The sequence below is a fragment of the Mesorhizobium sp. M9A.F.Ca.ET.002.03.1.2 genome (assembly GCF_003952365.1).
Lineage (GTDB): Bacteria > Pseudomonadota > Alphaproteobacteria > Rhizobiales > Rhizobiaceae > Mesorhizobium.
Genome location: NZ_CP034443.1, coordinates 3,162,064 through 3,186,866, shown reverse-complemented (window position 1 = coordinate 3,186,866; position 24,803 = coordinate 3,162,064). Strand labels below are relative to the sequence as shown.

At 64.1% G+C, this 24,803-nt stretch carries 19 protein-coding genes; 12 read left to right on the top strand and 7 right to left on the bottom strand.

Annotated features, from left to right (window positions below; all coding sequences use genetic code 11):
- Positions 1 to 23 precede the first annotated feature (23 nt).
- From EJ066_RS15360 to EJ066_RS15305, 11 genes are all read left to right on the top strand, one after another.
- Positions 24 to 1,289, top strand: coding sequence for an ABC transporter substrate-binding protein (locus EJ066_RS15360; RefSeq protein WP_126039153.1), 1,266 nt, complete (start codon positions 24 to 26; stop codon positions 1,287 to 1,289).
- A 71-nt stretch (positions 1,290 to 1,360) separates the two neighbouring features.
- The gene (locus EJ066_RS15355) at positions 1,361 to 2,206 is read left to right on the top strand and encodes a sugar ABC transporter permease (protein ID WP_126039150.1); all 846 of its coding nucleotides are present in this window, start codon (positions 1,361 to 1,363) and stop codon (positions 2,204 to 2,206) included.
- On the top strand, positions 2,203 to 3,045 hold the full coding sequence (locus EJ066_RS15350; protein WP_126039147.1) for a carbohydrate ABC transporter permease: 843 nt from the start codon (positions 2,203 to 2,205) through the stop codon (positions 3,043 to 3,045). The genes EJ066_RS15355 and EJ066_RS15350 overlap by 4 nt, the downstream gene beginning before the upstream one ends.
- 21 nt (positions 3,046 to 3,066) lie before the next feature.
- Complete coding sequence (locus EJ066_RS15345) at positions 3,067 to 4,107, top strand: ABC transporter ATP-binding protein (RefSeq protein WP_126039144.1); 1,041 nt, start codon at positions 3,067 to 3,069, stop codon at positions 4,105 to 4,107.
- A gap of 42 nt (positions 4,108 to 4,149) precedes the next feature.
- A complete protein-coding gene (locus EJ066_RS15340; RefSeq protein WP_126039141.1) occupies positions 4,150 to 5,430 on the top strand; it encodes a trehalase family glycosidase in 1,281 nt (426 codons plus the stop codon).
- A 254-nt stretch (positions 5,431 to 5,684) separates the two neighbouring features.
- Positions 5,685 to 7,085, top strand: coding sequence for an SWIM zinc finger family protein (locus EJ066_RS15335; RefSeq protein WP_126039138.1), 1,401 nt, complete (start codon positions 5,685 to 5,687; stop codon positions 7,083 to 7,085).
- Positions 7,082 to 8,527, top strand: coding sequence for a DUF5691 domain-containing protein (locus tag EJ066_RS15330; protein ID WP_126039135.1), 1,446 nt, complete (start codon positions 7,082 to 7,084; stop codon positions 8,525 to 8,527). The genes EJ066_RS15335 and EJ066_RS15330 overlap by 4 nt, the downstream gene beginning before the upstream one ends.
- Positions 8,528 to 8,545: 18 nt before the next feature.
- Positions 8,546 to 9,625: an AAA family ATPase gene (locus EJ066_RS15325; protein ID WP_126039132.1), complete on the top strand. Its 1,080-nt coding sequence runs from the start codon at positions 8,546 to 8,548 to the stop codon at positions 9,623 to 9,625.
- A 4-nt stretch (positions 9,626 to 9,629) separates the two neighbouring features.
- A complete protein-coding gene (locus EJ066_RS15320) occupies positions 9,630 to 11,879 on the top strand; it encodes a DUF5682 family protein (RefSeq protein ID WP_126039129.1) in 2,250 nt (749 codons plus the stop codon).
- Complete coding sequence (locus tag EJ066_RS15315) at positions 11,872 to 13,113, top strand: VWA domain-containing protein (protein WP_126039127.1); 1,242 nt, start codon at positions 11,872 to 11,874, stop codon at positions 13,111 to 13,113. The genes EJ066_RS15320 and EJ066_RS15315 overlap by 8 nt, the downstream gene beginning before the upstream one ends.
- Positions 13,114 to 13,362: 249 nt before the next feature.
- A complete protein-coding gene (locus EJ066_RS15305) occupies positions 13,363 to 14,769 on the top strand; it encodes an FAD-binding oxidoreductase (protein ID WP_126039122.1) in 1,407 nt (468 codons plus the stop codon).
- Between the two features lie 19 nt (positions 14,770 to 14,788).
- On the opposite strand, the gene EJ066_RS15300 is transcribed toward EJ066_RS15305, so the two are convergent.
- Positions 14,789 to 15,715, bottom strand: a complete 927-nt coding sequence (locus tag EJ066_RS15300) for a pseudouridine-5'-phosphate glycosidase (protein ID WP_126039119.1) — start codon at positions 15,713 to 15,715, stop codon at positions 14,789 to 14,791.
- 30 nt (positions 15,716 to 15,745) lie between these two features.
- Complete coding sequence (locus EJ066_RS15295) at positions 15,746 to 16,855, bottom strand: carbohydrate kinase (RefSeq protein ID WP_126039117.1); 1,110 nt, start codon at positions 16,853 to 16,855, stop codon at positions 15,746 to 15,748.
- A 147-nt stretch (positions 16,856 to 17,002) separates the two neighbouring features.
- Here EJ066_RS15295 and EJ066_RS15290 point away from each other — a divergent pair, with 147 nt between their 5' ends.
- On the top strand, positions 17,003 to 17,473 hold the full coding sequence (locus tag EJ066_RS15290) for an ABC transporter permease subunit (RefSeq protein WP_245455180.1): 471 nt from the start codon (positions 17,003 to 17,005) through the stop codon (positions 17,471 to 17,473).
- A 4-nt stretch (positions 17,474 to 17,477) separates the two neighbouring features.
- Here the strand turns inward: EJ066_RS15290 and EJ066_RS15285 are convergent, their stop codons facing one another.
- The 5 genes from EJ066_RS15285 to EJ066_RS15265 form a co-directional block, all read right to left on the bottom strand.
- Complete coding sequence (locus tag EJ066_RS15285) at positions 17,478 to 18,992, bottom strand: SRPBCC family protein (RefSeq protein ID WP_126039114.1); 1,515 nt, start codon at positions 18,990 to 18,992, stop codon at positions 17,478 to 17,480.
- A 10-nt stretch (positions 18,993 to 19,002) separates the two neighbouring features.
- On the bottom strand, positions 19,003 to 19,440 hold the full coding sequence (locus EJ066_RS15280) for an SRPBCC family protein (protein ID WP_126039111.1): 438 nt from the start codon (positions 19,438 to 19,440) through the stop codon (positions 19,003 to 19,005).
- Positions 19,441 to 19,515: 75 nt separating this feature from the next.
- Positions 19,516 to 21,702, bottom strand: coding sequence for a flotillin family protein (locus EJ066_RS15275; protein WP_126039109.1), 2,187 nt, complete (start codon positions 21,700 to 21,702; stop codon positions 19,516 to 19,518).
- Between the two features lie 79 nt (positions 21,703 to 21,781).
- Positions 21,782 to 24,010: an ABC transporter permease gene (locus EJ066_RS15270; protein WP_245455179.1), complete on the bottom strand. Its 2,229-nt coding sequence runs from the start codon at positions 24,008 to 24,010 to the stop codon at positions 21,782 to 21,784.
- A complete protein-coding gene (locus tag EJ066_RS15265; protein WP_126039107.1) occupies positions 24,003 to 24,788 on the bottom strand; it encodes an ABC transporter ATP-binding protein in 786 nt (261 codons plus the stop codon). The genes EJ066_RS15270 and EJ066_RS15265 overlap by 8 nt, the downstream gene beginning before the upstream one ends.
- Positions 24,789 to 24,803: the final 15 nt, after the last annotated feature.

Below are 24,803 nucleotides of genomic sequence, written 5' to 3'. Positions count from 1 at the left end.
CACAACCAGGGAGGAAGACCACGATGAATGCGTTGAAGACATTGGCAGGCGTCGCACTCGCGCTGTCGATCGCAATCGGCGGCGCGCAGGCCCAGGTGCTGTTCTGGTCGACGCAGGCGCGACCTGTGGAGGAGACACAGAAAATGCGCAGCGAAGTGCTCAAGACGTTTGACGGCCAGGTCGACTACCAAGTCGCCGAGGATGGGCCTTGGCTCACCCGCCTCCAAGCCGAATTGCAGGCCGGCTCCGGCACCATCGGCGTGCTCGGCGGCCTGCACGGAGACTTCTCCACGGTGGGTGCCGACCTTGTCGATCTGTCCGGCGTCGACGTCGGCGGCGTCACGCTCAACGAGGCCTACAAGAAACTCGGCATGCTTGGCACGGGCGAACAGAAATATCTGCCGTGGATGCAGGCCACCTTCCTGATGGCGGCCAACAAGCAGGCGTTGCAATATCTGCCGGCTGGCGTCGATCTCAACAAAATCACCTATGACCAGCTGATCGAATGGGCGAAGAATATAGCCGAGAAGACCGGCTCGCCGAAATTCGGCTTTCCGGCCGGGCCGAAGGGGCTGAAGCACCGTTTCTTCGAAGGTTTTCTCTACCCATCCTACACCGGCTCGATGGTGACCAAGTTCCGCTCGGCGGAGGCCGAGACCGCGTGGAACACGTTCAAGGAATTGTGGCAGTACACCAACCCGAATTCGACCAACTATGCCTTCATGCAGGAACCACTGCTGACCGGCGAGGTGTGGGTGGCGTTCGACCACGTGGCGCGGCTTGCCGATGCGTTCAACCAGAAGCCCGACGAGTTCGTCGCCTTCCCGGCGCCGGCTGGACCCGCCGGCCGCGGCTACATGCCGGTGGTCGCCGGCGTCGCCATCCCTAAGACCTCGCCGGATATGGACAAGGCCAAGGCGCTGATCGCCTATATGCTGAAGCCGGAAACGCAGATCGCGACGCTCAAGGCCACCAACTTCTTCCCCGTGGTCGACGTCAAGCTGCCCGACGACATGCCGGCCTCGGTGAAAGCCTTCGGCCCGGCGATCACCACCATGACCGGTGCGCCGGATGCGCTGCCGGCGCTGCTGCCGATGGGGCTCGGCGATCTCGGCGGCAAGTTCAACCAGGTCTATGTCGACAGTTTTGAGCGCATCGTGCTCGGCGGCCAGGATGTGCATGGCGTGCTCGAGGAACAGGCGGCGGCGCTCAAGGCCCTCATCGACCAGGCCAAGGCGCCCTGCTGGGCACCCGACAAGCCATCAGAAGGCGCCTGCCCGGTCGACTAGAATCCTCCCGAGGGGGCGTCCGGAACCGGTTGTTCTCCGGGCGCCCACCGCACCACGCCAAAGGACATGCCATGCACGGCAAGGCCCTGCCCTATCTGCTGCTGATGCCGGCGACGCTGTTCCTCTGCGTCTTCTTCCTCTACCCGTTCGCGCTGGTCGCCTTCGAGGCTTTCACCCGCGACGGCGGCTTCACGCTGGATAATTTCCGCACCATGACCGGCAACTGGAGGTTCCCGGTCGCCTTCTGGAACACCATCCTGCTCGCCACCATCGTGGTGCCGATCCAACTGGTCATGGCGCTGTTGATGGCCACGGTCGTGTCCAGGCTCGAAGCCGGGCGGGGTGCGGCGCTCTACATCTTTGCCATCCCGCTCGGCATCTCCGATCTCGCCGCCGGGCTGATCTGGCTCGCCATTTTCGACCAGTCCGGCTTCCTCAATACGCTGCTGTCTAATCTCGGCCTCGTCGACAGGCCTGTCATGTTTCTCGGCTACCAGAGCAAATTGACCATCTTCGTCGCCGTGGTGCTGGCCGAGATCTGGCGCGCGACCGCGATCATGATGGTCATCCTGGTCGCCGGCATGGGGCTCATCCCACGAGAGTATCACGAGGCAGCCGAGGTCTTTGGCGCGAGCCCGTGGAAGCGTTTCGTCAAGATCACGCTGCCCTTGCTGCGCCCCAGCCTGCAGACGGCGATCATTCTGCGCGTCATTCTCGCCTTCGAGGTTTTCGCCGTGGTGGCGGCGCTCGGCGGCACCAATTTGCCGGTGCTGATGGGCGAGACCTATAATTGGCAATTCTCGTTGCAGGATCGCAACGTTGCCGCAGCTTTCGCCCTGCTCATCCTCGCCATCTCGGTCGGCCTCACGCTGTTCTTCATGCGGGTGCTGCGCGTGCCGAAGGAAGCGCGCATATGAGTGCCGTCGCAGAGATACCGATCGCCGCACCCGCGGCCCGCAAAGCTGGCAACTGGCTGCTGGTCGCCACCGTCATCCTGCTTTCCGCCTGGGTGCTGCTGCCGATCTATCTCCTGATCGTCAACGCCTTGTCGTCGCCGGAAGAGGTCACTGCCTTTCCCAAGCGCTTCTTCCCTTCCTTCGATTTCGGCAGCCTGTCTTTCTTCATCAATTTCGCCGGCGTCGGCAGGGCGCTGTGGAACTCGGTGCTCGTCGCCACCCTGACGATGATCCTCTCGATTGGCTTTGGCGCGCCCGCCGGCTACGCGCTGTCGCGCTTCGATTTTCCGGGCAAGGGCACGTTCCGCTTCCTGGTGCTGATGACCCGCGCCTTTCCGCTGCCGCTGCTGGCACTGCCCCTTGCGGTGATGTTCATCCGCACCGGCCTCGACGACACTGCGATCGGTCTGGCGCTGGTCCACACCACGCTGGCGCTGCCATTCGCGGTGCTGATCACCTTCTCGCTGTTCTCAGGCATCCCGGTCGAACTGGAGGAAGCGGCGTGGACGCTCGGCTGCACCCGCCTGCAGGCCTTTCGCAAGGTCATCCTGCCGCTGGCGCTGCCTGGCATTGCGGCTTCGGCGGTCTTTGCCTTCACCATTTCCTGGAACGAGGTGTTTGCCGCCGCCGTGCTCACCATAGAGAACCGGACGCTGACCGCCTTCCTGCTGCAGAGCCTCGGCGAGTCACCGCTCTATCTCAAATTCGCCGGTGGGGCGGCACTCGTCATCCCGGCGCTGATCTTCATCTTCGCCGTGCGCAAATACCTGTTCGCCATGTGGGGGATCGCCAACCGATGACGCGCGACAGGGAGAAAGCCGATGGCTGAGATCGCCATAAAACAAGTGGCCAAACGTTTCGGCGGCTTCACCGCGCTGCACCAGGTCGACCTCACCATCGCGGACCAGGAATTCATGGTGCTGCTCGGCGCCTCGGGCTGCGGCAAGACGACATTGCTCAGGATCGTCGCCGGGTTGGAAACGCCGAGCCAGGGTGAAGTCTGGATCGGCGGTCGTCGCGTCGATCATCTGCCGCCGCGCGACCGCGGCATCGCCATGGTGTTCCAGAACTACGCCGTCTTCCCGCATCTGACGGTGTTCGAGAACATCGCTTTCGGCTTGCGCATGAAGAAATTGCCGCAGCAAGAGGTCGAACGTCGCGTCAATCGCACCGCCGAGCTCATGCATATCGAGCAATTGCTGAAGCGCTATTCGGGCCAGCTTTCCGGCGGCCAACGCCAGCGTGTGGCGGTGGCCCGCGCGCTCGCGATGGAGCCCGACGTCATCCTGATGGACGAACCACTGTCCAATCTCGACGCGTTACTGCGGCTCGAAATGCGCGCCGAACTCAAGGGCGTGCTCGCCGCATCCAAGACCACCACCATCTATGTCACTCACGACCAGGTCGAGGCGATGAGCCTCGCCGACCGCATCGCCGTCATGCATCAGGGCCGCATCGTCCAGGCAGCCTCGCCGGTCGAGGTCTATCGCAACCCGGCCGCACGCTTCGTCGGTTCCTTCATCGGCAATCCGCCGATGAATTTCATTCCCGCGACGAAGATTGCAAACGGCAGCTGGACCGTCGCCGGGCTGACGCTGCCCGGACCGAAGTCGGACAAGCAGAAAATAGAATTCGCCATTCGCCCCGAAGACGTTGAAGCCGGTGAGAGCGGGCTCGATGCCACCGTGCGCGTCGTCGAGCCGCTCGGTCCGCACACGCTGGTCACCTGCGATGTCGAGGGTGGGCTGTTTCGCGCCATCCTCGAATCGAACGCCGCGATCGCCGTCGGCGACTATCTGCGACTTGCGCCCAAAGCCGATCGCATCCGCTGGTTCGATCCTGAAACCACCAACGCCTTTTGATCCCGCCCAACGCCCTATGATTGCGAAAGTACGAACGCTTCAATGACCTCTCTTGCCGTCAACGAAACCATCGCCCGTGCCGTCGAGGTGCTCAGGGAAAACGACCACGGCGACTACACCATCCCGACCAAGGGCCTCTATCCGTTCCAATGGAACTGGGATTCCTGCCTGACCGCGCTCGGTCTTGCCTACTACGACGAGGCGCGCGCCTGGACCGAGATCGAGACGCTGTTTGCCCATCAATGGCCGGACGGCATGGTGCCGCATATCGTCTTCCATGTCCTGAACGACAGCTATTTCCCCGGGCCGGAGGTCTGGAGGACCAACCGCCCCACTGCCACCTCCGGCATCACCCAGCCGGCGGTGGCGGGCTTTGCTGTGCGCCGCCTGTTCGAGCGAGCAAGGGACAGGAAACTAGCCGCCGAGCGCGCCCGCGCGCTGCTGCCGAAGATCGATGCCTGGCACCGCTGGTTCTATGAAAACCGTGACCCGAAGGGCGAAGGATTGGTCGCAATCATTCATCCATGGGAGTCCGGCCGCGACAACTCGATCGACTGGGACGACGCCTTCGAGCGCGTGCCGACCGAAGGCGTCGAGCTCTACACGCGCCGCGACACCCTGCATGCCGACCCGGCGCACCGGCCGACCAAGGGGCAATATGACCGGTACCTCTGGCTGCTGCAGCACTTTCGCGCACTGGACTGGGACAATGCAAAGCTCCACGATGCCTCCCCCTTCCGGATCGTCGATCCCGGCTTCAACGCCATCCTGATCCGCTCAGCGGCCGACCTTGCCGATCTTGCCGAGAGGCTCGGCGAGAAGGAAATCGCAGAAGCCAATCGCGCCCGCGCCAAAAAGGGGCTTTCGGCGATGGAACGGCTGTGGAGCGATGCGCACGGTCAGTATCTCTGCCTCGACCGTGTCATCGGAAAGCTCGTCGACAGCGCTTCGGTGGGCGGCATCCTGCCGGTCTTCTCGGCCATCCCGAAAACCCGTACTGCTGCAATCGCTGCCTCCATCGAGCGCATCGCCGGCAAGGCACGCTATATCGTCCCGTCGCACGATCCCAGCGATCCGCACTTCGACGCCAAACGCTACTGGCGCGGGCCGGTCTGGCTGGTGGTCAATTACATGATCGCCGACGGGCTTGCCGCCGCCGACCATGGGCAAGTCGCCCAGCGGATCACGCAATCCAGCCTTGACCTGATCGCCGAGAGCGGTTTTGCCGAATATTACGATCCGCTCAGCGGCGAACCGCTCGGCGGCGACCGTTTCACCTGGACTGCTGCGATGGTGATCGAGTTCCTGAAGGGCAGAGGCTGACGCCCTCTGGGCCGCCAAGGCCTGCTCCCGTCTACGGAACGCATAACTGGTCTGCCGACGCCAAACGCCGGGTTTTTGCTGGAAATGCTCTGCCTGCCGAATGGTGACATCGCTTGCGGATCAGGCGAATTCGGGCACATAAGGACAGGAGCCGAGAAGTATCGTTCTTCCCTTCGCGGGAGCTATAATAATTCTTCACAAACGGCTGTCTATCCTGGCGACAGGCGTTTGGTTCGAGTCACAAGAGGCGCGGCTTGGAATTCGATTTGAAAACCATCGAGGCGCTTGCGCCCGATCAGGCGTCGCTGAGCGCCGCCTCCAAGCTGACCAAGCGATCGAACTGGCCGCGGCTCGAAAAGAATGAGCAGCAGGCGCTCATCTGGGGTGAATGCCAGGGCTCCGGCTCCAATCCCTATCGGGTGGTGGTCGACACTGGCGATCACGGCTACAAATGCACCTGCCCGTCGCGAAAATTCCCGTGCAAGCACACGCTGGCCCTGATGTGGATTGCCGCCACTGCGCCAGCCAGTTTTGCCGCGGCTGAATCCACGCCGGAATGGGTGAATGACTGGCTTGGCCGGCGCAGGAGGACGACGCCACCGCCAGCGCAATCGACACCCGGCGCGGCAGCCAAGAGCATTGATGAGGCCACACGGACGGACGAAAGTGCCGCCGTCGAAGACCTTGCGGCTGTGGAGCGTCGCGAGGCAGCGCAGCGCAAGCGGGCAGAAGACACACGGCAAGCAGTGTCGGCGGCGCTCGACGAGCTCGATCAATGGATCGCCGACCAGTTGCGGCTTGGTCTTTCCGGGTTTGTCGCTGCCAGCAGCGACCGTTGCCGCCGGATTGCCGCGCGGCTGGTCGACATGAAGGCAACCGCGCTTGCCGGTCGCATCGACGAGATCCCATCGCGGCTGATGGCGCTGCGCAGCGAAGAAAGACCGGATGCGGCGATCCGCGAACTCGGCAAGCTTGTGCTGCTGGCCAAGGCGTGGCGGTCGGCGCCCGACGACCCCGAGTTGAAGCGCCTCATATCGACGTCTGAAACCCGCGAACAGGTTCTGGCCAATCCCGATGCAAGACAGGTCGAAAGCTTCTGGGAAGTTCTGGGCGAGAAGATCGAGAGCCGCCGCGACGGTCTCGTCAGTCATTCGACCTGGCTGCTCGATCTGAAGAGCACTACCCCGCAATTTGCCGTGCTGCTCGATTATTTTCCAGCTTCTGCCGGACGCCGGTCGAACGCTTTTGCTCCGGGCGATCGTTTCGATGCCCGGCTGGTCTTCTATCCATCACGCAAGCCGCTGCGCGCGCTGGTGGCGGAGCGCATGGGCGAAGTGATGTCCGGCGCGTGGCCTGATTTCACCTTTGACGCTGCCAAGGACCCACTCGCCACGCATGCTTCCCATCAGGACGCCGCGCCTTGGACTACCGATTGTCCTCTCATGCTGCCGGCCGGTGCAGTCCTGGTCGATGACCGGGGCACAGGCTGGTGGCAGGCTGCGGACGATCCGCAAGGTATCGCCTTGCCGATCGCCGGCGCTGTCAACCAAACATTGCTCGGCCTCGACCTTACGGCCACGGCAGCGCTCTGGGATGGCGCCCGGCTTGACCTTCTGGCCGCTCAAAGCGGGTTCGGGAGGCTTGACCTGTCGTGAACGAGGGCGAGCAAACAGGCCTGGCGACAATGCGCGATTGCTGGATCACCGGCGGAGCCACTTTCGATCTGGCTCCGACTGCCTGGAAGACAATCGCCGGCGGTGCAAGTCCCGACGAGCAGGAGCGCCGGCTCCTGGCAATCGCGGCACAAGCGCTCGACGTCGCCCTTCGGCCTGCGGCGCCGAAGACACTCAAGCGCCGGCCGCTGCTGCCCAAGCTTGCGCTCCCAATGCTGCCGGAGCGATTGCGACCGCTGCTGAGAGCCGCTCTGAAACACGCCATTGACGCGAGGCGCAAAACGCGCGTGGTAACGCTTGTCGCCAGCCGCGGCTTTGTGCTCCATCCCATGGACTGGATGCCCGCCGCGTCGGACCAGAACAGTCCGGACGTCTACGCTCCCTGGATCGACTGGCAAGCAAGCGTGGACGGGGAGAGACGTGCCCCGCAAGAGAGACTGACGGCGGAAAATTGGGATGAGTTCTATCCCGCCGCGCGACGCATCGTGCTGGCAGACATGCGCCACAGTGAACCGGCTTCGGCTCGAATGCTGATCGAGGCCAAGGCATCGGGCGAGCCCGCCGAGGTCAGGCTTGCGCTCGTCGAACTCATGCGCTTCGGCCTGGGCGCCGAGGATGCGCCGTTCCTTAAAAGCCTCTCCGCCGACAGGTCCGGCAAGGTGCGCGAACTGGCCGACCGGCTGCTGGCAAGGCTGGGGGAGTACGGCCGCTCAAACGATGGCGGACCGGATGATCCCGCAGCTGAACTCGCCGCCTTCATCAGCGAAGGCAAATCCGGCTTCATCCGCCGCCGCAACATCTATACGCCCGCGAAATTGAAATCGCCGGCGCAGGAACCCCGTCGCGCCGAACTGTTCGAGATCTGCAACCTGGGCGACCTTGCCGCGCGGTTCGACACCACCGAATCAGAATTCCTAGGAGCCTGGCAATTCGGCGCCGACAACAATGCCGACATCCTGATCGCACGAATGGTCGCCGCTTCAGGGAGCGACGCTGCGGTGACGCATATGGCGGACGCACTTGTCGCCGATGGCGGCAAACCAGCGCTGTTCGCACTGCACCTCACGCCGCGCCTGGACGGCCGCAGAAAACGAACTCTCGTCCGGCTGATCCTCAAGCAGGCAAATTACCTTGGCGCGATCAATCTGGCGGAAGGCCTTGATGCTGGCTGGGTGGCGTGGGACGACCTTTCGAATGGGTCAGCTCTTTCGGCATTGCGTTCCGCCGTTGCGGGAAACGACGAGGCCATGCGCCGGGGCGCCGACGATATCCTGGAAACGATCGGCTTCCTTGCCACCGCGACCACAGCAGTAAAATTGATCGACGAGGTCGTCGCGGCCGGCATGCCGCCCGCGGCCCCATCACTCGGCCTCCTGCGTCTCAATGCAGCGCTGGCCGAACATCAGCCCAGAACCGACACATGATCAATCCGGAGAATACATATGAATGCTGCCATCCGTCTCCCGGTCGAGCAGGCCTATGCCTCTGAATTGCAGGCGCTGGCACGCGGTGACGACAGGCAAAAGCCTGCCGGCTGGAGCCTCTCGCCACAGGCTGTGCTGACCTATCTGCTGGGCGGAAAGGCTGGCGACGGCACGCTGATAACGTCGAAATATGTCGGTCGCCGCCGACTGATGGAGACCGCGGTGGCAACGCTCGCCACCGACCGCGCGCTGTTGCTGCTCGGCGTTCCCGGAACGGCCAAGTCCTGGGTGTCGGAACATCTCGCCGCCGCCATCATGGGCGACTCGACGCTGATCGTGCAGTGCACGGCCGGCACCGACGAGAACCAGATCCGTTATGGCTGGAACTATGCGCAGCTTCTGGCAAAGGGCCCGAGCCAGGAAGCATTGGTGCCGACGCCGCTCTACCGCGCCATGCAGACCGGCAAGCTGTGCCGCCTCGAAGAACTGACGCGCATGGGCTCGGACGTGCAGGATACGCTGATCACCGTGCTGTCCGAAAAGATGATGCCGATCCCGGAATTGAACACATCGATCTATGCCCAGCGCGGCTTCAACATTATCGCCACGGCAAACAACCGGGACAAAGGTGTGAATGAACTTTCCTCGGCGCTCAAGCGTCGCTTCAACGTCGTGGTGCTGCCATTGCCGGAAGACATGGCGGAAGAGGTGGCGATCGTCTCCAAACGGGTCGATGAGATGGCGGGCGGGCTCGACTTGCCGGTGCCGAAAAATGTCGGCGAAGAGATCGCCCGCGTGCTGACCATCTTCCGCGAATTGCGGTCCGGTGCGACTGCCGACGGCAAGGTGACGCTGAAGACGCCTTCGGGCTCGCTGTCGACCGCAGAGGCGATCGCGACGATGGTTGGCGGCCTGAGCCAGGCGGCGTGGTTCGACAGCGGCAAGCTCGGCGCCGAAGGTCTCGCCGCCAGCCTTGTCGGCGCGATCGTGAAAGATCCGGTCCAAGACAAGGCGGTGCTGGAGGAATATCTGGAAACAGTGCTCAAGAAGCGGCCCGACTACGCAGGCTATTACGCGGCCTTGAACGCAGCGATCTGACGCCATGGGGCATAGCGACGTCGCCTATTTCGGCATACGCCATCACGGGCCGGGCTCCGCCGACAGCCTGGTGCAGGCGTTGCAGGATTTGCAACCGGTCGCCGTGCTGATCGAGGGGCCGATCGATGCGTCCGCGCTGCTGCCCTTGCTGGCCCGCTCGGAAATGCAGCCGCCGGTCGCACTGCTTTGCTATCCGGAGGATGATCCGGCTTCGACAAGTTTCTGGCCCTTCGCCGAATTCTCGCCAGAATATCAGGCGGCCCTCTGGGCTGTCGGCAACAAAGCGGCGTTGCGCTTCATCGATCTCCCGTCGTCAGCGCGGTTCATGGCTGCAGACGGCGTCAAAAAGGCTGGCGAAGCGGATGAAGCGAGTGAGAACACCATTGATGCGGCTCCGGATCTGCGTGACCCGATAGGTATACTGGCACAAGCCGCCGGTTATGAGGACGGCGAAAGCTGGTGGTCGGATATCATCGAGCAGAACCCTGAACCCGGCCCCATATTCGTCGCCATCGCCGACGCGATGACGACGCTGCGGGACGGCGAAGGTCCGATTGCGCAGTTCGAAGCCAAACGCGAAGCGCATATGCGGCTTGAGATCGCGGCGGCGCGCAAGGAGTTCGACGGGCCGATCGCTGTCGTCTGCGGTGCATGGCACGTGCCGGCACTGCAGGCAGCCCACACACAAAAAAACGATCAAGCCCTGATCAAGGGAATTGCCCGGCGCAAGAGCACGATGACATGGGCGCCGTGGACGGGACCGCGGCTGGCGCTGGGATACGGCTATGGCGCGGGCGTCGTCGCACCCGGTTGGTGCAAGCATCTCTGGCGCACCCGCGGCCGCAGTGATGCAGCAACCCTGTGGCTTGCGATGATCGCGGCGGTGCTGCGGGCAAAGGGCCACCTGGTCTCGACCGCATCATTGATCGAAGCCGAGCGGCTCGCCCGCACGCTCGCCGCAATTCGCGAGCGGCCGAAGCCCGGGTTCGAGGAATTGCGCGACGCGTCGGTCGCGGCCTTGTTCAATGGCGAAGCGTTGCTCTGGGCGCTGGTAGAGGCCGAGCTACTTCTGGGCGCGGACGTCGGCGAAATTCCCCCCGACACGCCGCTGGCGCCATTGATCGAGGATCTGCAGCGCAACCAGAAGGCGGCGCGGCTGAAGCCTGAGGCGCTGGAGCGGGAACTATCCGTCGATTTGCGAAGCGACAGCGGGCTGTTTCGCTCGACATTGCTGCATCGGCTGAACGTGCTCGGTGTGCACTGGGGCAAGTTGACGGACGCCGGTCGCAGCCGAGGCACCTTCCGCGAGCGATGGACCCTGGCCTGGGAACCGGAATATGCCGTCCGTCTGGTCGAGAACCTGATTTACGGGCCGACCATCGAAAAAGCCGCCAACGGCCGCCTGATCCAGATGATCGAAGCGGCGGCGACCCTCGATACGCTTGCGGCACTGGTCCAGGGCGCCGTCACGGCAGGTCTGTCGGAAGCGTCGACGGCCGGTCTCGCGGCATTGGAGGCGCGGGCGGCGCGCAGCAGCGAATGCCTGGAGATCCTGGCCTCGGTGCCGCCGCTCGCCGACATCATCCGCTACGGCGAGGCCCGCAAAACGGAGACGAACCGGCTGTCCGGCCTCATGGAGCGGCTGATCGTCGAAGGCGCGATCGCGCTTGCCTACGCTGCACGCGACCTGGATGAGCAGGCCGCCACGACGCTGGTTGGTGCGATGCGCAAGGCCGATGAGGCGATCAGGCTGGTCGAGCCCGGCGAGGACGTGCTGAGCGGATGGCGCAACGGATTGGCTGCTGTCCTAGAGGGGCCGAGGTCGACGGCGCTACCGGCGGGATGCGCCGCGCACCTGCTCTACGAGGCCGGCCATCTGTCCGCCGACGCCGCAGCCGGCCTGCTCGGGCGACGTCTGTCACCGGGAACGCCGGTCACCGAAGCGGCAGGGTTTTTCGAGGGCTTCTTCAGCACCGCCGGTCAACGGCTGATCTATGACGAAGGTCTGCGCGGCGCGGTCGATTCGTGGCTCAAATCCCTCGACGAAGACGCTTTCATCGCGCACTTACCGCTGCTGCGTCGTGTCTTCTCCAACCTTGACAGCATGGAGCGCCGGCGGTTGATCGAGGCCGTCCTCGGCCGTGCTGCGCGCTTGCCGGCTGGCCTGACGCCGACGCCGGATGGCGGCGAGGCATGGCGCCGACATCTGCACCTGCTTGGACCGTTGCTCACCGGAGGAGACGGCAATGGATGACGAGGGCGAAATGAACGAGCCCGGCCCGCTCACTGCCGATGGTGGTCGGGAGCGTCGCTGGCGGCTTGCGATCGGTGCCGATGACGAGACCTCTGCGGCACTTTCCAACGACGACAAACGGCTTTCGGCGGCTCTCGATGCACTCTACGGCGACGGCACCAACGCCGCCGCTGCCGATCCGCGCAAGCGGCGCGGCGGACTCGGCCGATCGGCGCCGCGCGTTGCACAATGGATGGGCGATATCAGGTCCTTCTTTCCCGCGCAGGTCGTGCAGATCGTCCAGAAAGACGCATTCGAACGGCTGGACCTGAAGCAGATGCTGATGGAACCGGAATTCCTGAGGGCGATCGAGGCCGACGTCAACCTCGTCGCCGACCTGATTTCGCTGCGCTCGGTCATGCCGGCCAAGACCAAGGACATCGCCCGCACGATCATCGCCGGCATCGTCGCCAAGCTGATGCAAAGACTGGAGCAGAAGACCGCCGAGGCGATACGCGGCGCCCTCGACCGATCGAGGCGTACCAATCGCCCGCGCCAACGCGATATCGACTGGCAGCGCACCATCTCGGCAAACCTTCGCCACTACCAGCCCGAGCACAAGACCATCGTGCCTGAGAAGCTGGTCGGCTTCATGCGCAAACAGCGCCGGCTGGTCGATCTCGACGAAGTGGTTCTCTGCGTCGACCAGTCCGGCTCGATGGCAAGCTCGGTGATCTATGCCTCGATCTTCGCCGCGGTCATGGCCTCGCTGCCGGTCGTGCGCACCAAGCTGGTCTGCTTCGACACGGCCATCGTCGACCTGACCGAGGAACTCAGCGATCCCGTCGAAGTGCTGTTCGGCGTGCAGCTTGGCGGCGGCACCGACATCAACCAGGCCGTCGCCTACTGCGCCGCCCGTATTGAGCGGCCAACCAAGTCGCATCTGGTGCTGATCACCGACCTCTACGAAGGCGGCAATGGCCAGGAGCTGCTGCGGCGACTGGCGGCGCTGGTTCGATCCGGCGTCAATGTAGTGGTGCTGCTGGCGCTGACCGATCAGGGACGGCCCGGCTACGATCCAGCGATGGCAGGTTCGGTCGCAGCGCTTGGCATTCCGGTCTTCGCCTGCACGCCGGATCTGTTCCCGGACATGATGGCGGCGGCGCTGCGGCGGGAGGATATCAGCGCCTGGGCGGCGGGGGCCGACATCAAGCTCATTCGTGGCGACGGAGAGGCGCCCAAGGCGGGCGAGTGAGCATTTGCCTCGGCCCCAGAAATACCGAATCCGCCGTAGATGAGCGCTTCCCATCATGTTTGACAAATGGCAGGCCACGCCTATGGTCGGCCTGTTACAGGAGCTGCACATGGCGAAGACAACCGGCTGCATTTTTGGCGGGTTTTCGGCACGCTTGCTTGGCAGCGAAAATCGGCTCCGACCGCAGCCCTCGCCCATCGCTCTTCCGGCCGCGTCGATGCGTCCGGGCCATTCGTGTCCTTGAATCGCATGTCCCAGAGGATTGCCGAGCTCCTTTCGCTGCTGGAAAAGCGGCTGGACCGGTCCGCGATCGTTTCGGCCGACGAGGCCGGACCACGCTATCAAGAAGACCCCGACGGCAAAGACGGCTCGCCGCCGGCGATCGTCCTGCGTCCGCGCACGACCGGCGAAGTGTCGCACATATTGCGCCTGTGCAACGAGACTGGGCAGAGGCTTGTCGTCCAGGGCGGCCGAACCGGGCTTGCCGGTGCGGCGCGCATCCAGCCGGGCGAGGCGGTGCTGTCGCTGGAGCGTATGACGGCGATCGAGGCGATCGATCGCGAGGCGGCAACGATCATTGCCGAAGCCGGCGCGCCGCTGCAAATGGTGCAGGAGGCGGCAGACACCGCCGGCTTGCTGTTCGGCGTCGACATCGGCGCGCGCGGCACGGCCACTGTCGGCGGCAATGTCGCCACCAATGCCGGCGGCATCCGCGTGCTGCGCTACGGCATGTACCGGGCGCAGGTGCTCGGCCTGGAAGCGGTGCTTGCCGACGGCAGCATCCTGACCTCGCTCAAGGGCTTGCCCAAGGACAATTCCGGCTATGACCTCAACCAGCTCTTCATCGGCAGCGAAGGTACGCTCGGCGTTGTCACGCGCGCCTGCCTGCGGCTGCACCCGAAGCCAGCCACCGAGGTCAACGCCTTCTGCGCGCTTGTTTCGCTCGACGCGGCCATCGCCCTGCTCGGGCTGCTCAAGCAGAAGCTCGGGCCTCTGCTCTCGGCCTACGAGGTGAATTTCGCGCCGCTCTACGGCGCCATGGTCGCCGGCATGGACGCGCCGGTGCCACTGCCCGTCGGCTCGCCCGTCTATGTGCTCGCCGAGATACAGGGCAACGAGCCCGACCGCGACAGCGACCGATTTGCCGCTGTGCTGATGCAGGCGGTCGAAGACGGCGTAATCGACGACGTGGTCGTCTCGCAGTCGCCACGCGAATTCCGCGCGCTGTGGGCGGTGCGGGAGGATGCCAACCGTTTCCTGTTTTCGATAAAAGGCCTGATCGGCGTCGACATCAGCATCCCGCTGGCGAGGATGGGGACTTTCCTGCGGGAAGCGGAGGCCGCCATCCAGGCCGTCGACCCCAGCGCCGACATCTACGTCTTCGGCCATCTCGGCGACGGCAATCTGCACTACCAGGTCCGCACCGTGGATCCGGCGGCCGCCTTTGACATCGTCTATAGGGGCGTGGCTGCGGCTGGCGGCGGCGTCTCTGCCGAACACGGCATCGGCCTCGACAAGAAGCAGTGGCTGCACCTGGCGCGCAGCGGTGCCGAGATCGCCGCCATGCGGCGCTTGAAAGCAGCCTTCGACCCGAACAATATCCTCAATGCCGGTCGCGTCTTTGACCTCGCGCCGGCAGATATCGAAGGCCGGTAGCGCCGGCCGGCAGGTTCTTCTATTTCATGCCCTTCAATCCTGCATACGCCACGGCGATGCGAGCGGCGAGCGCTGCGTTGTTGCGGACCAGCGCGATGTTGGCCTTCAGGCTGCGGCCCTGCGAAAGCTCGTTGATGCGGGCGAGCAGGAAGGGCGTCAGTTCCTTGCGCCCGATGCCGCGTTTTTCGGCTTCCGCCACGGCTGCCGCGATCGTGCCGTCGATGAAGGCCGGATCGAGCGCATCCACTTCCGGAATCGGATTGGCGACGAGAATGCCGGTGCCCGAGCCGATCTGCTCGTGCAGCAGCATGGCCTGCGCAATGTTTTCCGGCGTGTCGAGGCGGTGATCAGCTTTCAGTCCGCTGGAGCGGGTGTAGAAGGCCGGAAAGTCGTCGCTGTGATAGGCAATCACCGGCACGCGTTGTGTCTCCAGGTACTCCAGCGTTTTGGCGATATCGAGGATCGATTTCACGCCGGCGCAGACGACGGTCGTGCCGGTCTGGCCAAGTTCGGTCAGGTCGGCCGAGATATCGAACGTGGCCTCGGCACCGCGATGCACGCCGCCGACGCCGCCCGTCGCGAAAATGCCGATGCCGGCAAGGGCTGCGATCCGCATCGTCGCCGAGACCGTGGTTCCGGCGGAGCCGCCGCGCACCATGATGGCGGCGAGGTCGCGCCCGGACGCCTTGACCACGTCCTTCGCCGCTGCCAGCTTTTCCAGTTCGGTGTCGTCGAGGCCAACCTTGATCTTGCCCGCGACCACCGCGATCGTCGCCGGCACAGCGCCGTTCTCGCGCACCACGGTTTCGACTCCGCGGGCCGTTTCCAGATTGGCCGGATAGGGCATGCCGTGGGTGATGATGGTCGATTCCAGCGCCACCACCGCGCGGCCCTCCCGAAGAGCTGCCGCAACTTCGTCGTTCAGCTGGAGAAGGGAAGGTTTCATCGTCGTCTCGCTTTCAGGGTCGTCCCGCTGTCAGGCGGGAATACGGTACATGCCGGCGGTGAGGAAGCGCGGCGACAGATCGGGATGAACGCTGGATTCGCTCTCGGTGGTCAGCGTGGCGAGCAGCGCGCCGGTGCGCGCCGCGTGCGGCACGGGATCTCCCGAAAGCACCTTGTACATGGTGCCGGCGATCATCGCGTCACCGGCACCGGTGATGTCGACCGCGCGGGCAGGCACGGAACGCATCGCGGCTACGCCGCTCTCGGTCGCCACCGAAAATCCCTGCGCGCCCATGGTCACGATCACTTCGCTGGCGCCGGCCGCGCGCAAAGCAGCGGCAGCGTCTTTCGGCTTCAGCCGCTTGTCGGCATCGGTGATGCCAAGCATCGTGTTGGCCTCGTCGTGATTGGTGAACAAAAGGTCGATGCCCGAGAGGTCCTTCGGCAGCCGAGCCGATTTCGGCGACGACACCGTGTCGACGGCGAGCTTGAAACGCGCCCCCTGCTTGCGTGACATCAGCGCTGCGATCGTCGCTGCCGGCAGGTTGCAGTCGATGAACACCCACGTCGCCGAAGCCAGATGCGGCCAGAAGCGGTCGAGATAGGACGGCGAAAACAGATCGAAGATCTCCATGTCGGCGATGCCGAGCACGAGATCGTTGTTGAGGTCGAGGATGGCCGCATACTCCGCCGTCGGCCGTTCGGTGGTGGTGATGACCTGGCTGACGTCGGCGCCGAGGTCGCGCAGATGCCGCACCAGCGAGCGGCCGGTTTCGTCGTCGCCGACAATCGAGACGAAGCTTACGTCGACGCCGAGGCGGACAAGGTTCTCAGCGACGTTGCGGGCGACCCCGCCGAAGCTGCGATAACCGTCGACCGGGTTCGACGTCTCGAAGATCAGATCCTTCTTGGCGTGATACTTGCGGTCCAGAACGGCGCCGCCGATGCAGATCATGCGCTTGGAGGCCGGCAACACATAGCCACGGCCGAGAATGTAACCCTTGTTAACGAGCTGCACGATATGGGCCGCGACGGTCGAGCGGGCGATGCCGAGCGCGGTGGCTATGTCCTGCTGGCCAGCGAACGGGTTCGCCGCGATGAGATCCAGAACCGCTTGTTCCTGTGCGCCAAGGTCGTCCATCGTCCCCGTCCAATTCGTGGCTGAACATTTTCGATATGGACAACAACAGATGATCTTGTCAACATTCGTTTGTAACTATAACGTTTCGCTCAACCAGCGTTTCTCCCGTCTCTTCAGAGGAGGACAAGGCACAGAGGGGCGCCACTGTTGCTGCCCGAAGCGCTCACGGCGATCGCACTGCTATTCTTCGTCTATGCGGTCGGCATCGGCACCACGACCATGATCGGCATGGTCGCCGGCCATGTGCTGATCACTTTGCCCTTCGTCTTCATCAACGTCTCGGCCTCGCTGGAAAGCTTCGATCCGTCCTGGGATATGGCGGCGCGTTCGCTGGGCGCCGGCAGCCTGACCCGGTTCCGGCGCATCATGCAGCCGCTGATCAAGCCCGGCGTCATCGGCGGAGCGCTGTTCGCCTTCATCATATCCTTCGACACCTTCACCATCTCGTTCATGCTGAAGGGGATCGGGACGTCGACGCTGCCGATCCAGCTCTTCGACTATCTGCGCACCAATTTCACGCCCGAGGCGGCCGCCGTCTCGACCGAATCGATCCTGCTGATGCTGGTGGTGGTGATCGTCTCGGAGAAGAGCCTGGGGTTGCGCATCCACCGCTTCTGACGGGTTACGGCACCAGCACCAATGCACCCGTTGTCCGCCTGGATTCGAGGTCGCGGTGAGCATCGCCGGCATTGGACAGGCTGTAGCGCCTGGGCGGTTCGATCTTGACGACGCCTTGCCGTAGAGCTGCGAAGAAACGCTCGACATGCGGCGAAAGCTTTGCCGGCGTATCGGTATAATGCGCGTAATTGGGACGCGATATGGTGATCGACTTGGATGCAAAGCGGCCGATATCCCAGTTGCCGACCGGTCCGGAGGCCTGGCCGAAGCTGACGAGATGGCCACGAATGCCGAGCGACGCCAGGGACCCGCCGAACGTGTCGTTGCCGACCGCGTCATAGGCGACATCGGCCCCGGCGCCACTGGTCAGGCGCATGACGGCCTCGGCGAAATTCTCGCGCGAATAGACGATGACATGGTGCGCGCCGAGACGTTCGACGATACGCGCCTTGTCGTCGCTCGACACCGTTGCGATGACCATCGCCCCCAAATGGCGGGCCCATCGCACCAGAAGCTGACCGACGCCACCGGCTGCGGCGTGGATGAGAACGACGGAACCCGGCTGCACCGCATGAACGTCGTGCAGCAAGAAGCTCGCGCTGACGCCTTTGAGCAGACTGGCGGCGGCGGTCTCGTCGGGAATGTCATCCGACAGGCGAACCAGCAGGTCGGGCGCCATGTTGCGCCGCTCGCAATAGGCGCCGACCGGCGGACAGGCATAGGCGACGCGGTCGCCGGCTGAAAGGCCAGAAACCTCCGAACCAATGGCTTCAATGACGCCGGCGGCCTCCATGCCGGGCACGCCCGGCGGCCGCAGAAGGTCGAAATAGCCGGTGCGGCAGTAGACGTCGATGAAATTGACGCCGATCACCGTATGACGGATTTGCACCTCGTTGGAGGCGGGCGGCGGCAGAGCGATGTCCTTCAACTGCAGCACCTCCGGCCCGCCATAGCGCTCGACCAGAATCGCTCGGGTTTTCGCTGCCTGGCCGGAAAATATGGTCGAAGCGATCCGCGGCACGGCCGCCGACGGTGTCATAGCGACGACCGGCGATCTGGCCTGGAGAGGCACGGCCGCAGGCCTTTCACGCAGCAGGTTGCGGATGGCTTCGAAGCCGGCCTGATAGATGTCCTCGGTGACAAGCTTGACCAGTTCGTCGCGGCGATGCGCGGGTGGATGGAATTCGGAACGCCATTCCCAGAAGGTGGCGTTGCCGTCGGTCACCGGCTTCAGCCGGATCGATGCGACATAGTTCATCAGCGGCAGCGGTGCCTCGAGCAGGCAATAGCTCAGCCGAAAGTCCTTGTCCGACAGCGCCAGAAGCTGTTCGCGCAATTCGCCGCCGTCAGCCAGCCGGAAATGACGCACCGAACCGACCGCGTCCACCGGTTCGCCGCCATCGATTTCGCTGAACGCAATGGCCGGGTGCCAGCGACCATGGCCGTTGAAATCGCGCAGGATCGACCAGACGTCCTCGATTGGCGCGTCGATGATCGTACTCTGGCGGATCTGGACCATCGCGGAGATGTCAGCGCCCGAAGCGCTGCTTGAGCGCGCTGAACGCCGCCTGGAATACGCCGGTGCCGATCTGATGCGTCAGCGCTGCTTCGCGTTCCGGGGCGCAGTCAAAATCCGCCTGCCATTCGGCCAAGGTGAGATTGCCGTCGGTGATCGGCGTCAGCGACAGTGTGGCGATATAATTCTCCACCGCCATCGGACTTTCCAGGATCGTGTAGCTGCAGGACAGGTCGTAGTCGGACAGCGCCAGCAGTCTTTCGCGAATCCGCCCGCCATCCCTGAGCACGAAATTGCGGATGCAGCCGATCTGGTCAGCTTGCGCATTTTGCTCGATGCGGCTCTCGGTGACGAACGGCGTCCAACCCGGCAGCGCGTTGAAATCGCGGACCACTTTCCAGACTTCCGCCGCCGGCGCGGGGATGACCGAGGAAACATAGATCTTGGTCATGCCCGGCAGCCGGCATGGCACAAGCGGCCAAGATATCTCGATTCACCTGCGCGCCGCATGGACTGCACGATCAGGTCAGCGGTCGCGATCGTCATCGTCGTCCTTGCTGACCTTGCCCTTGCCTTTCTTGTCGCGGGTCAGGCTCGAAATGTCCTTGGCGTCACGCAATACATCCGTCATCCGCCCGAGCGAACCGCCCTCGATGCCGATCTCCTTCATGAGGTTGTCGATCATCGGTGCCTGCACCCGGTAGCGCAGCGCCGAATCGATCACTTCGTCTGTGACGTTGCGGTTGCCGCCGGGGCCGCCATTGATGCCGTCGACATGCAGGATCTTGATGCCTTCGATCTTCTCCATCGGCTTGACGCTTTCGCGGATGATGCCCTCCACATGGTCCAGCAATTTGCCGCGCAGGCGCCCCGAGCGGGCCTCATTGGAAAGCAGGTTGTCGGCCTCGTTGAGCTGGCGATGGCCGGCTGCGTCGACCTCGTAGCGCTGGGCCGCGGCAAGGGCGTGGATCTTTTCGGACTCGGCCGAGGCAACGGCGGCGATCTTCTGGGCTTCGGCAAGGCTCTTCGCCGCCTTCATCTCGGCATCGGCCGCCGCTGTAACGCGCAAGGCCTCGCGCTCGGCCTCGCGCGCCGCACCGATCAGGTCGGTCAGCTTGCGGCGCTCGGCGATCTCGCGCTCGCGGGCGGTGAAGGCCTGTTCCTCGGCCTGGATGGCCTTGGCGCGGACCGCTTCCGACGCTGCGATCGCCGAGGAGCGCTCCTGCGTCTTCTTGGCGATGTCTATGGCCTTCTGGATTTCGGCGATCTCGATCTTCTGGTCGCGGTCGACACCAAGCTGACGCAGGTCGCGGTCCTTGATCAGCCGGGCTTCCTCGATGCCGCGCTCGGTGGTGATGCGGGCGCGCTCGACTTCTTCGCTGGCCGATATCTCGGCCTCCTCGAAAGCCTGGCGCTTGGCGATCTGCAGCGCTTCGAGGTGACGCTCCCTTGCAATCCTCACTTCGTCGATGGCGCGTTCCTGCCCGATACGGGCTGTCTCGGTCGTCTGGTTCTCGACAATTTCGGCGCGGCGCTTTTCCGCCTCGGCCCTGGTGACCTCAAGCGCTTTTTCCGCCAAGGCGATCTGGCGCTCGAGCTCGGCGATTTCGAGCGCCTTCATGCGCTCGATCTCCAGTTGGCTCTGTGTGCCTTCGCGCTCGATTCGGGCCTTCTCCAGCGCAAGCCCGAGCGCGATCTGCTCGCGCTCGGTCAGTTCGCGCATTTTCATTTCCGTCTCGTCGAGGGCGCGGCGCCGGGCAATCTCGCGGCGCTGCGTGTCTTCCTCGCTCTTGATGCGCTCCTCGGTGATGTTGCGCTCCTGATTGAGGCGCGATTTTTCGACCGCTTCGCGCGAAGAAAGCTGCGCCTGTTCCGATTCCTGATCGCGCAGCGCGCGCTCGATGGCGAGTTCGGAACGCTGCGAGGCGCGACGGATCTCGACTTCGCGCTCCTGTTCGAGGCGGGCATATTCGGTGTCGCGGTCGATCTCCAGCACCTTGCGCTGGGTATCGAGGTTCTGGTTGCGGATATCGACCAGCGTGCGCTGCTCGATCTCGTTGCGCATCCTGCGCCGCGTCTCGATCGACTCTGTGAGCTGGGTCAGGCCTTCGGCATCGAAGGCGTTGGACGGGTCGAAATATTCAAGGCTGGTCTGGTCGAGGTCGACGATGGCGACGCTCTCCAGCTCGAGCCCGTTGGCGGCGAGTGATTCCGAGGCAAGCTGGCGGACCTTGGCGGCATAGTCGCCGCGCAGTTCGTGCATCTCCTCGAGCGTCATCTGGGCGGCGACCGTACGCATGGCACCGGCGAACTTGCCTTCCAAGAGTTCGCGGAGACTGTCGGGCTGCAGCGTGCGGCGGCCAAGCGTCTGGGCGGCGGCCGCGACGAGTTCGCGGCTCGCCCCGACACGGACGAAGAACTCGGCGATCAGATCGACGCGCATCCGGTTCTTGGTGATCAGCGCAAAACCGTCTTCGCGGCGCACCTCGATGCGCAAGACATTCATGTTGACCGGCGTGATCTCGTGCAGGACCGGAATGACGAAGGCGCCGCCATTCACCACCACCTTCTCGCCCATGAAGCCGGTGCGCACGAAGGCCGTCTCCTTGGTCGACCGGCGATAAAGCCATCTGAGAATATAGACGGCGATCACCACGACGATCGCGGCAATGATCAGCCACAAAAGGAAAGCGCCAAAGGTCTGCGCGGCCATTCTTTCTACCCTCCCAAACAGGATGCGGTCAGCCAAAGGCGACCGGCATCAATTCGATAAACCCGCCCACTCGAAGCCATCATGCCCGCCTCTGCAGTTTCGGCATGATGGCATGAAATGCGTTGATTACGGCGTCGACGAAAGACGTGTCGTTGATGTTCGATCGAACACGCTCGACATGGCGCAGCGCGGTCTGGCGAACGGTCTTCTCGATCGCCTCGAACAGCGCATTGTCGGCCTCCGGATCATGAAACGGCTGGCCTGGTGCGTCGAGCATCGAGACACCGGCCTCCGGTAGCAGAAACCGTACCGGGCCGTTCATGGCGTTGAGCCGCGCACCGATCCATTCACCGAAGGCGCGGTTTTCGTCGCGCGTGGTCCGCATCAGCGTGACGTTGGGATTGTGGATGACGAATCTGCGGCTTTTGAATTTCTCCGGCACGCTGTCGCGTGGGCCGAAATTGACCATGTCCAGTGCGCCGGTCGAGCCGACATAAGGCAAGCCGGTGCGGATCGCCGCGCCAAAGCGGTCTTCGGTCGCCGGGAACACGCCGCCGACAATCATGTCGGCCACTTCCGTCGTGGTCAGGTCGAGGAAGGCCGAGAGCTGCCGGGAATCGCCGAGGTTTTCCATGGCCCGCCCGCCAATGCCGGTGGCGTGGAAAACGAGACAGTCATAGTCCGCTTCAAGGCGCTTGCTCACCGCCTGCACAGCCGGCGTGGTGACGCCGAACATGGTGATGCCAACGGCCGGACGTGCCAGCTTGCGTTTGGCTTCCCACGCCTCGGCATTGGGAAGCTGTGCGACCATGCCCGCCATCGCATGCGCGGCGTTGGAAAGCACTTGCTCGGTGATCGAGTTCAATCCCTGAACATCGGCGACCGAGTGGAACATCATGATGTCGGCGCCGCCGACATATTTGGCGACGTCGCCGGCGGCAACCGTCGAGACCATCAGCTTGGGGATGCCGACCGGCAGCACGCGCATGCCTGCCGTCGCCAGCGTGGTGCCGCCGGAGCCGCCCGCCGAAATGACGCCGCCGATGCGCGGCTCGCGCTCGATCCAGCGCGCAAAGGCTTCGGCCATGGCGCTCACCGAGCCGCCGCGATCGTTGGTGAAGACGGCCGACGACCCTCGCGGGTGCAGGCCGGCGATCTGCATGGCGGGAACGTCGGCGCTCGACGGCTTTCCCGACGTCGACAGGTCGACGGTGCGCACCGGCACGCCCAGGGCCTTCAGGCGGTCGGCGACGAAGCGCAACTCCTTTGCCTTGGTGTCGAAGGTACCGGCGACCAGAACGGTCCTGCCGATGCGTTCGGCGAAGGGAATGGCGAAGATCTTCTTCAGATCGTCCTGCGGCGCCGCCTTCTCGATCGCCGCCTGCCGCATGGCTGTCACCGGCACATTCCAGCGGTTCGGCAATTCGGTCACCGGACGGTAGACGCCGTCCTGCGGAACAGTGTTCTGCGAAGCACCTCGGTCTATGCGATAGACCTCGGCCAGTTGTTCTTGCGCCTGTGCCGCTGCCGCGGGCGTGACTTTGGATTCGTCGGAATGGCGGCCGACGCCAAGCAACCGCTGCTGCAGTTCGCGGTCGGCGGCAAGCGCCGCGGCATCCATGACCCGGTTGATGCGCCCGTTGACCATGATGGCGACGCGATCGGACACGGCGGTGGCGACGCCGATATTCTGTTCGATGACGAGGATCGCCATCTCGCCTTCCTCGGCCAGCGTCACCAGCATGCGCTCGACCTGCTCGACGATGACTGGGGCGAGCCCCTCCGTCGGCTCGTCCATGACCAGCAGCTTCGGATCGCTCAACAGCGCACGCGAGATCGCCAGCATCTGCTGCTCGCCGCCCGACAGCTGCGAACCGCCATTGGCCCGGCGCTCGGCGAGACGCGGAAAAATCTGGTAGGCGCGCTCGACCGTCCAATTCGCATCACGGCGGTTGCCAGCCGCGAGGCGGAGATGCTCGTCGACCGTCAGGCTTGGCCAGACGCGCCGGCCCTGCGGCACATAGCCGACGCCGAGGCGATGGATCTCGTGCGGTTCGAGTGCAGAAATCTCGCGGCCGCCGACCCGGATCGACCCGGAGCGCGCGCGCTTCAAGCCCGTGATGGTGTTGCAGAGCGTCGTCTTGCCCATGCCATTGCGGCCGACGACCGACAGAACGCCGCTGTCCAGCGTCAGCGACACGCCCTGCAGTGCATGGCTTTCGCCGTAATAGACTTGCAGATCCTCTATTCTGAGGACCGCCTTGCGGGACGGAGATGTTGGGCCGGAAGGAGCTAGGCGCTCAGCCATGCTTGCCTCCGAGATAGATTTCCTGGACCTCCGGGTCGGCCTCGATCTCCTGCGGCGTGCCTTCCTTGAACAGGCGGCCATTGTGCATCATCGAAACATACTCCGAGACACGCAGCGCAACGTCGAGATCATGCTCGATGATAACATAGCCGATGTGCTTGGGCAGCCCGTTGAGGATCGCGACCAGGTCGCGACGTTCGGCCGGCGACAGCCCCGCCGCCGGTTCGTCGAACAGGATGAAACGGGGTGCGCCGGCCAGTGCAAGCGCGATCTCCAACTGCCGCTGCTGGCCATGGCTGAGCGTCGCCACCAGCGCGTCACGCCAGGTTTCCAGATGCACGGCGTTCAGGATCGATTCCGCCTGCACCCTGTTGACGTCGGTGGCTTTTGGACGGAGCAACGAGAATCGCCGGCGCGATACGCCCCGGCATGCCAGGAAGATGGAATCGATGACCGACAGGCCCTTGAACAATTGCGAGATCTGGTAGGTCCGCCTCAGGCCGCGCCGGATGCGTTCATGCGGCGGCAGGTCGGTGATGTCCTCGCCGAAAAAGCGGATACGGCCTGATGTCGGCAGAAAATCGCCGGTCACGGCATTGAACAGCGTGGTCTTGCCGGCCCCGTTGGAGCCGAGGACCGCGCGCCGTTCACCGGCCGCGATCCTCATATTGATGCCCGAGAGCGCCACCAGCGCACCGAAATGACGCGCAACGCCATCGAACTCCAGCGCGTAGGCACCGGAGCTCTGGAGACGGTCTGCTGCGAAGCTTTCAGTCACTGCGGGATACACTCG